1 protein-coding gene and 1 pseudogene are annotated in these 1,484 nt (G+C 76.3%); both read left to right on the top strand.

What is annotated here, in order from left to right:
- The coding region (locus ACFQ87_RS46360) for a hypothetical protein (RefSeq protein ID WP_380617071.1) at positions 1-1,183 on the top strand (1,183 nt) is incomplete at its 5' end.
- 5 nt (positions 1,184-1,188) lie between these two features.
- Positions 1,189-1,484, top strand: a pseudogene (locus tag ACFQ87_RS46355) (hypothetical protein); the annotation flags it as partial.

Raw genomic sequence — 1,484 nt, 5'->3', positions numbered from 1 at the left:
GCTGAGCCGGGACCACCACGGCGTGATCGCTGAGCTCTCTCCCCTGGCCGACGACTGGAGCAGGCCCACCGGCCCCGACCTGCCCGACCTCATCGCCACCGGACACCTGCTCGCCCTCGCGCGCCACCTCGGCGGGGAACACGAGGCGGCGCTCCGCCTGGCCGCCGACCTCTCCGCCACCGCCGTCGACACCCTCGGCGGGTCCAGCGACGCCGCAACGGACGCCCGGGAGTCCCACGCGCTGATGCTGGCCCTCGGCGCCCGGCCGTTGCGGGCCGTCGTCCGGCTGGAGGAACTGGCCGAGAACTGCACCGCGGTGCAGGGCGCCCGCAACGACCGCACCCTGAGCATCCGCCAGAGCCTGGCCCTCGCCCGGCTGCGCGCCGGCGACGGCATCGGCGCGGTCCTCATGTACGAGCGCGTCATCGCGGACCGGATCGCGGTCGGGGACTCCGCGCCGACCACCGCCCTGATCGCCGGGCACCGGGACACCGACGACCTTGCCGTCAGCGTCGGTGCCGCACGCCCCGGCGGGTTCCCGCACTTTCCCTCCCTCGCCGTCGGACTGGCCCACGCCCTCGCCGCAACCGAGCGCCTCGACCTCGCCCGCGAACTGCTGGAGGCGGTCTGCACCGGGCGTGAGGCCCTGATGGACCCGGGCCACCCGCTGGCTGTGGAGGCCCGTACCTCGCTGTCGCAGCTCGACAACGCCGAACCCGGCACGAAGCCGGTCCCCGCCGCGCCCGCCCTCGCGGAGCTCACGCGGAGGCCGCCCGCCCCGCACCCCCGCCGCTCCCGCGGCTCCATGCACCGCCCCGCCCAACCGGCCGTCGCCCGACCCGCCTGGTGCCCCCGGCTCACCCTCACCGAGGAGCCCGCCGTGGGCGCCACCACCCACCTGGAGCTCCGCCTCGAACCCGCCGACAACGCCCTGCAGGCCGATCCCTCCGCGCTCCCCGACCTGCGCCTGGTCGCCGCAGTCACCGCCGACGCCGCGCTCGACCCGCCCGTCGCCGACTACACACCGGCCGGGGCGCCCGCCCGGTTCGCGCTGACCCCGGCCGCGCCCGGCCCGCACACCGTCCGGATCACCGTCTTCGACCGCGGCCACGGCGCCGTCCTCCAGGACCTCTCCGCCGTCGTGGACGTCCCCGCAGACACCCGAGCCCAGGAGCAGGAGTAAGCGACGTGCCCCGGGACCTCCAACTCGACATCCGGCAGAACCCCTCCGCCGACTACACCCGGCTACCGCAGCCGCCAGTCCCCCCGGCGGACCCGCCGCCCAAAGGCCCGGCCCCGTTGGACCTGGTCGTCACCCTCCGCCGCTACGGCGACGACCTGTTCGTCTCCGCCTTCCGCCCCGGCGAGCGCACCCCCAGGACCCGCACCCACTGGGCCCGCCTCACCGTCCCCGCGACCACGCTGCTCGCCAAGGCGGCCCGGCTGCGCACGATATGGCGGGACCGCCTGATCTCCTACGACCC

The sequence above is a fragment of the Kitasatospora sp. NPDC056531 genome, assembly GCF_042794375.1.
Classification (GTDB): domain Bacteria; phylum Actinomycetota; class Actinomycetes; order Streptomycetales; family Streptomycetaceae; genus Kitasatospora.
Note: the sequence above shows the minus strand (reverse complement) of the source record. Positions and strands in the feature narration are given on the sequence as shown.